The sequence below is a fragment of the Synechococcus sp. WH 5701 genome, assembly GCF_000153045.1.
GTDB classification, from domain to species: Bacteria; Cyanobacteriota; Cyanobacteriia; order PCC-6307; family Cyanobiaceae; genus Regnicoccus_A; species Regnicoccus_A antarcticus.
The window spans coordinates 1,220,683-1,227,455 of record NZ_CH724159.1 but is presented as its reverse complement, the minus strand read 5'-3'; the positions used below and the strand labels follow the sequence as shown (position 1 = coordinate 1,227,455).

Here is a 6,773-nt window from a genome sequence, read left to right as displayed (position 1 = left end):
AAGGCCTGGAGCAACGCCTGGCCGATGCCGCCGCCGCCCACCACCAGGGCATCCCCGTGCCAGTGTCCGAGGCCCTGGGGGCTTCAGGGGCTCCAGCTGCCGGGGCCGGCGTCGCCATGGGCTGGGCCACAAGGGGAATGGCTCATGATGGCTCGATGTCACTGCGCATCGGTATCTACGGGCAGGGCGCTTGGGGCCGAGCCCTGGGCCAGGTGTTCGGGCAGGGAGGCCACAGGATCAGCACCTGGTCACGCCGCGCTGGCGGCGAGCCTTCCCAGTTGCTGCCACACCAGGATGTGATCGTCTGCGCCATCGCCATGGCCGGTGTGCCGGAACTCTCCCAACGGCTTTCCCCCGTCTGGCCTTCCGGGCTGCCGCTGATCAGCTGCACCAAGGGCCTGAACCTGCAGCAACTCCTCAGCGCTTCCCAGCTCTGGCAGGGCGCGATCCCCAGCCTCTCCAGCCTGGTGCTGAGTGGCCCCAACCTGGCCGGTGAACTGGAGGGGGGGCTGCCGGCGGCCAGCGTGCTGGCTTCGCTCCACTCCGATCTGGCCCAGTCGCTGCAGCAGGAACTCAGCAGTGATCAACTGCGGCTGTACACCAACAACGATCCGATCGGCACCGAGCTCTCCGGCGCCCTCAAGAACGTGATGGCCGTGGCGGCCGGTGTCTGTGATGGGCTAGGGCTCGGAGCCAATGCCAAGGCTTCCCTGCTCACCCGTGGGCTGGCCGAGATGGGCCGCCTCAGTCAGCAGCTGGGCGGTGATCCCGACACTCTCTACGGACTGGCCGGACTGGGAGATCTGCTGGCCACGGCCAACAGCCGCCTCAGCCGCAACTACCGCTTCGGTCTGCACCTGGCGGAGGGACTCTCCGCCGAGGAGGCGATCCGGGCTATCGGTGCCACGGTGGAGGGCCCCTCTACGGCCGTCGCCGCCCTGGCCCTGGCCGAGCAGGGTGGGGTTCGCTTGCCGATCTGTGCCCAGGTGGTGGCCCTGATCGAGGGGCGCATCTCCCCGCCAGAGGCGGTGCGCGCCCTGATGGAGCGCGATCTCAAGACGGAGGAACGATGAGCAACGGCGAGCTGCCGGCGGCACTGATCACGGCGTTCGCCGAGCGTCCGCTCCAGGGCAACGGTGCCGCGGTGGTGGCCCTGGAGCAGCCGGCTTCCGCCCCCTGGATGCAGGCGGTGGCTGCCCAGCTGCGGCAGTCAGAGACTGCTTTCCTGCTGCCGCTCAGCCGGCTCGGATCTGGAGATGACGCCGCAGACGAGTGGGCCCTGCGTTGGTTCACGCCCCGCTGCGAAGTTCCCCTCTGCGGCCACGCCACCCTGGCCTCCGCCCTGGCCCTTGGCCACTGGGGACTGCTGACACCAGGCGCCTCCACCCGGCTGCACAGCCGCTCAGGGCCGCTGCTGGTGAGCCTGGGACAGACCGGTGCGGGCCGCGCCCAGCTGGTGCTCCCTTCAGGGGGTCTGGAGCCCTCACCCCTGCCCTCTGAGCTGGCTCCATCGCTGGGGGGCACCCCTCTGCGCAGCTGGCGGTCGGCCCTGGGCTACTGGGTGGCCCTGCTGCCGCCGGAGTTCCCCTTGGCCGGCCTCGATGGGGACGCTCTGGCGCAGGAGTTGCCGGCTGAGCTGCGCCAGGGCCTGGTGCTGATGCAGCCCTTGGTGGCTAGCGGCCACTGCCCCACGGTGCAGGGGCTGCCGGCCGACTATCAGTTGCGTTTCCTGGCACCGGGCCTCGGCATCAGTGAAGATCCGGTCACTGGATCGGCCCATGCTCTTGTGGCCCCGTGGTGGTGTGATCAGCTGGGGCGCGAGCGGGTGGTGGGCTGGCAACCCTCCCCCCAGGCGGGAGGGATGGTGTGCGAACGGCTGTCATCAGGCATGATCCGCCTGTCGGGTTCGGGTCAACTGCTGTGGGATGGCCGCTTGAGCGCTGGTGTCGACGCTGGACAAGACGGAGACTGGAGCTGCTGTCTGCTGCCAGGCCCGGGCTGAACCGTGTCCTCGTCACCGCGCCCCTGAGCGTGGTGGCCGTTGGCCTTGGCTTCTTTGCCCAGCAGGCCTTCACCGAGCCCCGCTCCAGCCTCGATGCCAAGGTGATGGACGCGCTGTTGCCGGCCACCGCCGCCGATGACCCCGACCGCCAGGCCGAGGCGCGGCAGCTCCAGGAGATTCAGGCCCGTCGCGCCGACACGGCCATCCCCTCATCCCCCTCCGGGACTCCCGTCAGCGGCGACCTGGCTCTGGCGGAACCGGCCGCTGGCCGGCCCGTTCCGCTGGAGGCGCGGGTGGCCCTGCTGCGCCAGGCCGGACGGCCCACGCTCTCGGGCACAGGCCCCTGGCAACTGCTGGACGGCGATGGCCGGGTGCTGCTCCGCGGTGGCGCCGGTGAGTCCGTGGACTGGAGTCGTCAGAGCAGTGCTGATCTCTGGCTTGAGAGCACCAGCGGCCAGGCGTTGCTGGTCAACGGATTGCCCTATGAGGGCCGGCTGCGCCTGCTGCGGGAGGGAGGAGGCATCACGCCGATCAACCATCTGCCTCTGGAGCGCTACATCGCCTCGGTGGTGGGCGCCGAAATGCCCAGTTCCTGGTCGATGGAGGCGCTCAAGGCCCAGGCGGTGGCAGCGCGCTCCTACGCCCTGGCCCATCTGGCCCGCCCCGCCAACCGCTACTGGCATCTGGGCGACACGACCCGCTGGCAGGCCTACCGGGGTCTGGAGTCGGTCTCGGCCCGGACCCGGGAGGCCACCGAAAGCACCAATGGCCTCATCCTCAGCTACCAGGGGGGCATCGTCGAGAGCCTCTACGCCGCCAACTCCCAGATCACCCTGGAGGCCCATGGGCATCTGGGGGCCAGCATGAGCCAGGAGGGTGCCCAGCAGCTGGCCAGTCAGGGCCAGCGCTACAACCAGATCCTCGGTCACTACTACCAGGGGGCATCCCTGGCACGGTTGCAGATCGGTGGAGCGAGCTGAGCGCTTCTGGGCTGAAGCGCTCGAGCGCAGCCGTCATGCTCTAGGGAGCGGCAACCTCGTTCCCCTTGAGACGGAGTTGATTCCCCCCCAGGGCTGGGAACCCTTTCAACTGCGCCGCCTGCTCTCCGCCACCCCGAAGCACCTGCGGGCCCAGGGGCCCAAGCCCAACCCCTTTCGCCCCTGGGATCCGCAGCTGCAGGTGTGCCTGCTGGGAAGGCGTCATCTGCTGCTGCTCAACAAATACCCCGTCCAGGCGGGCCATGTCCTGCTGATTACCCAGGGCTATGAGCCCCAGTCGGGCTGGCTCGAGGGCGGTGACTGGTCGGCCGTGGCCCGGGTGGATGCCGACACCAGCGGGCTCTGGTTCTTCAACAGTTGCGCCGAGGCCGGGGCCAGTCAGCCCCACCGCCACCTCCAATTACTTCCGCGCCATGGCGACCAGGTGGCCTGCCCTCTGGATCGGCTGGTGCGGGCCCAGCTGGCCGGAGTGGGTCGACCCTGGCCCTGGGCCTACAGGCTCAGCCCCCGCAAGCCCGGCGATGGGGCCGAAGCCCTGGCGTCGATCTACCACGCCCACGCCCTGTCCCTCGGTCTGGGTGACCCCGGCAGCGACCCCAGGCCACTCCATCCCTACAACCTGATCTTCACGGATCACTGGTTCCTCACGGTGCGGCGGGTGCGGGAGCACGTGGCGGGTTTCAGCGTGAATGCCCTCGGGTTCGCCGGCTACCTGCTGCTCAGCGAACGCTCGGAGTTGGCCTGGCTGCAACGCGAGGGCCCCTGGGCCCTGCTGCAGGCGGTGGCGGCGAGGGGCTGAGGCCTGAGTTCGATCATTCCGTGGTTTCACGGTTGCCGGAACCTGCTGGCTGGTCCGTATCTGGAAAGGGGGCAGCGACCCGGCGTCGTGGCTTCTTGATCTGACACCAACTACATCCACCTTTCTAAATTCCGATGACCAGCACTTCCCTGCTTCAACCCCGCTCCAGCCGGCCTGCCTTGAGCCGACGTCTGCGCCAGCGCAACGACAGGGTGGCCCGACACCTGGAGCTGGTGCGACCGATCGCCCACCACTACAGCTCGCTCTGCCGCGAGGGTCGCGACGACCTCACCCAGGTGGGCCTTCTGGGCCTGCTCAGGGCGGCCGAGTTGTTCCAGAGCGATCAGGGCACCCCGTTCGAGGCCTTTGCTCGCCATCACATCCGCGGGGCCATCCTTCACTACCTGCGCGACCAGGCGCCTGTGATCCGGTTGCCCCGACGTCAGCGAGAGTTGGAGGACCGCCTGCGCCGGCTGCAGCAGAGCCAGGCCGGTGCAGCTGCCGAAGGCTGCCACCGCCAGGAAGCCCTGGCCAACTCCAGCCTCCACCAGCTGCTGGGCCTGAGTGAGGCCCAGTGGCAGCGCTTCGAGCAGCTGCGTCAGCTGGGCAGGCTGGTGAGCCTGGACGGGGAAGAGGAAAAGCTCGCCGCCGCCGAACCGGAACCGGAGGACGGTCCCGGAGGCTGCGAGGCCGGTGAGCGGATCATGGCGCTGTTGGCCCAGCTGGAGCATCGCCAGCGCACAGTCGTCAAGGAGGTGGTGCTGGCGGGCCAGAGCCTCAGGGGCACGGCCCGCAAGATGCAGGTCAGCCCGATGACCGTTCATCGCCTGCTCGCCCGGGCGCTGGACACCTTGAGGCAGCGCCTGGAAGGGGAGGGATTGGGCTTCAGCCCTGCTCCTGGCCCCCATCACGGGCCATCTGCTTCTCCAGCGTGCTGATCGCGGCATTCACCGCCGCCAGTTGCCGCTCGACCCCGTCCCGCCAATAGGTGAGCATGTGCAGCTTGCGCTCCTGATGCTGACGGCGACTGGAGGCGGGGTCGCAGCCGGACGCACCGAAACAGGGCAAGGGAGGAAACATGAGAAAATGTCACGTGTACGGACGGTTCTAGCGAGCGGTCCACCCCTGATGCGCCGTCACCTCATCGCTGGGGCCACGGCGCAGGTGCCAGCGAGACCTCCCTCCAGTCAAGGGCCCTGCCCAAGCGGCTTCGGGAGCGACCACCGCAAAACCGCAACACCGTCCCAATTGAGATTTAGAGTGAGAGCATTAGGTCCCATTGGTCTCGCTGTGGTTGCCACCCTGTCCGGGGCGGCAGGCGCGGTTCTGGAGGCACCCGTTGCTCGGGCCTCCTACGTGCAGCTGATGGCTGGACAGGCTGCGCGTCCACTGCAGGGGCGTTTTAACGCCGTGCCGGTGCTCCACTCGAACCAGCCGGAAGAGGTGTTCGGCCCTGGCATCCTGGTGAACACGGCACCCGGATCAGCAGTGGCCCGGGAAACCGGCCAGAGCCTGCGCAACGCCACCTTCACCTTCAACGGTGAATTCGGTCTGCACATGCACCACAAGTATTACCCCGAGGATGCCACCCGCCTTGGCTATGGCTTGGTGCGCGGGCAGCTCACCCTGGCCACGATCGTGATGAACCCCGGCTCCAGGCCGGTCACGCTCGAATTCGACCGCGGTGCCGTGCGCAACAGTTTCGAGGCTCCCTATCTGGCCAATCACCTGATGGGGGTCAAGCCACTGGGCCCCAGGCCCTGGAACACGGGGCCAGGCGATGCCACAGCGGTGATCATGCTGCGCAACCAGCGCGACTCGAAGCTGCCTGATCGTTTCACCATCCCAGCCAACAGCCGGGCCGTTCTGTTCAACACCCAGCTTCCTGCCCGGGGCATTGCTAACGGCCTGCTCAGCGGCCGCAGTGATGGTCCATTTCAGATGGCTGTGGTGGCAGCGGAGGATCCCCGCAGCGAAGCCGATCTGCTCGCGGTTCTCGATCAGGGGGTACTGGCCCCGGGCCGCACCTACCTGAGCATGCTGCCCCAGATCCAGAACCGGCAGGTGTTCTCCCGGGTCGGTGGTGTGGCTCTCGGAGATTCCTTCCAGGCCAGCATCAGCCACGACCTGAACCAGGCCCCTTTGCATGTGCCCTTCACCAGCACCAACCGTCACCACTTCGGCACCGGTGAGATCCAGGTGAATACCCTCGCCAGCCGCATGATCGATTCCTCCCTCGACAACGTGGGCACCTATGGCGTTCGCTTCGACGTCGAGCTGAATCTGAAGGGTTCAGGCCCCTACGAACTGGTCTTCAGCCACCCCACGGCCAATGGCCGTCAGTTCACGGCGTTTCGCGGATCGATCGGGATTGAAACCGACGAGGGTTATGGCGAAGTTCATGTGGGTATGCGCTCCGGTGAAAGCCTTTCCCTCAGCCAGTTGAACCTGCGTCCCGGGGTCAACAACCGCGTCAAGGTGAGCATGGTTTATCCGGCGGATGCCACCCCTGGTCATCTGCTCAGCGTGGTGCCGGCCTATCAGCTCGCCCAGCTGCGTGAGCGCGAGCGCCAGGTTGAGATTGCCCGCGCTGCCGCTGCCGAGGCGGCAGCAGCGGCCAAGCGCAAGACCACTCCTGCAGCGGCCCCGCCGGCGGTAGCTGGTGCTCAGAGAGCTCCGGCTCCGGCTCCGGCCGCGGCAGCCCCCCGTAGTCCCGCCAAACCCGCCAGCGCCCGGCCCACTCCGCCCCCACCGCTGCCGAGGCCGGCGATCCTACCGGCCTGGTTGCCACCCCTCCCTCCGCTGAGGCTTTTGAACCAGGCGCCTGCAGGCTCCCCCACTGTGGCGGAAGTGCCCGTGCGCACATCCACCCCAGCCTCCCCCCAGGAGACTCAGATTCTGCGGGATCGCTACAACGAGGCCGCCGATGCCCAGCAACGCTTTCTCAGGCAGTTGATGGGCCGTTAAGCCCGAC

7 protein-coding genes are annotated in these 6,773 nt (G+C 68.0%); 6 read left to right on the top strand and 1 reads right to left on the bottom strand.

Translation table 11 applies throughout. The features are described 5' to 3' along the window. The 5 genes from WH5701_RS07135 to WH5701_RS15715 all read left to right on the top strand — a co-directional run. A partial coding sequence (locus WH5701_RS07135) for an NAD(P)H-dependent glycerol-3-phosphate dehydrogenase (RefSeq protein WP_006171462.1) occupies positions 1-1,073 on the top strand: 1,073 nt, incomplete at its 5' end. Next, positions 1,070-2,002 (top strand): PhzF family phenazine biosynthesis protein, encoded by a 933-nt coding sequence (locus tag WH5701_RS07130; protein WP_006171461.1) that lies wholly within the window; start codon positions 1,070-1,072, stop codon positions 2,000-2,002. The genes WH5701_RS07135 and WH5701_RS07130, both read left to right, overlap by 4 nt. Positions 2,003-2,034: 32 nt before the next feature. Then, the gene (locus WH5701_RS07125; RefSeq protein WP_232201803.1) at positions 2,035-2,982 is read left to right on the top strand and encodes a SpoIID/LytB domain-containing protein; all 948 of its coding nucleotides are present in this window, start codon (positions 2,035-2,037) and stop codon (positions 2,980-2,982) included. Next, positions 2,969-3,799 (top strand): ATP adenylyltransferase, encoded by an 831-nt coding sequence (locus WH5701_RS07120; RefSeq protein WP_006171459.1) that lies wholly within the window; start codon positions 2,969-2,971, stop codon positions 3,797-3,799. Before WH5701_RS07125 ends, WH5701_RS07120 begins: the two co-directional genes overlap by 14 nt. Before the next feature lie 134 nt (positions 3,800-3,933). Then, the gene (locus tag WH5701_RS15715; RefSeq protein ID WP_006171458.1) at positions 3,934-4,737 is read left to right on the top strand and encodes a sigma-70 family RNA polymerase sigma factor; all 804 of its coding nucleotides are present in this window, start codon (positions 3,934-3,936) and stop codon (positions 4,735-4,737) included. On the opposite strand, the gene WH5701_RS16775 is transcribed toward WH5701_RS15715, so the two are convergent. Beyond that, positions 4,685-4,879, bottom strand: a complete 195-nt coding sequence (locus WH5701_RS16775; protein ID WP_006171457.1) for a hypothetical protein — start codon at positions 4,877-4,879, stop codon at positions 4,685-4,687. The genes WH5701_RS15715 and WH5701_RS16775 overlap by 53 nt on opposite strands. Before the next feature lie 210 nt (positions 4,880-5,089). On the opposite strand from WH5701_RS16775, the gene WH5701_RS07105 reads away from it, so the two are divergent. Then, positions 5,090-6,766, top strand: a complete 1,677-nt coding sequence (locus WH5701_RS07105) for a DUF3370 family protein (protein ID WP_006171456.1) — start codon at positions 5,090-5,092, stop codon at positions 6,764-6,766. Positions 6,767-6,773 lie beyond the last annotated feature (7 nt).

Excerpts from the sequence above, each read along its gene's own strand:
- WH5701_RS07130 (WP_006171461.1), top strand. The coding sequence starts at position 1,070 with ATGAGCAACGGCGAGCTGCCGGCGGCACTGATCACGGCGTTCGCCGAG.
- WH5701_RS15715 (WP_006171458.1), top strand. The coding sequence starts at position 3,934 with ATGACCAGCACTTCCCTGCTTCAACCCCGCTCCAGCCGGCCTGCCTTG.
- WH5701_RS16775 (WP_006171457.1), bottom strand. The coding sequence starts at position 4,879 with ATGTTTCCTCCCTTGCCCTGTTTCGGTGCGTCCGGCTGCGACCCCGCC.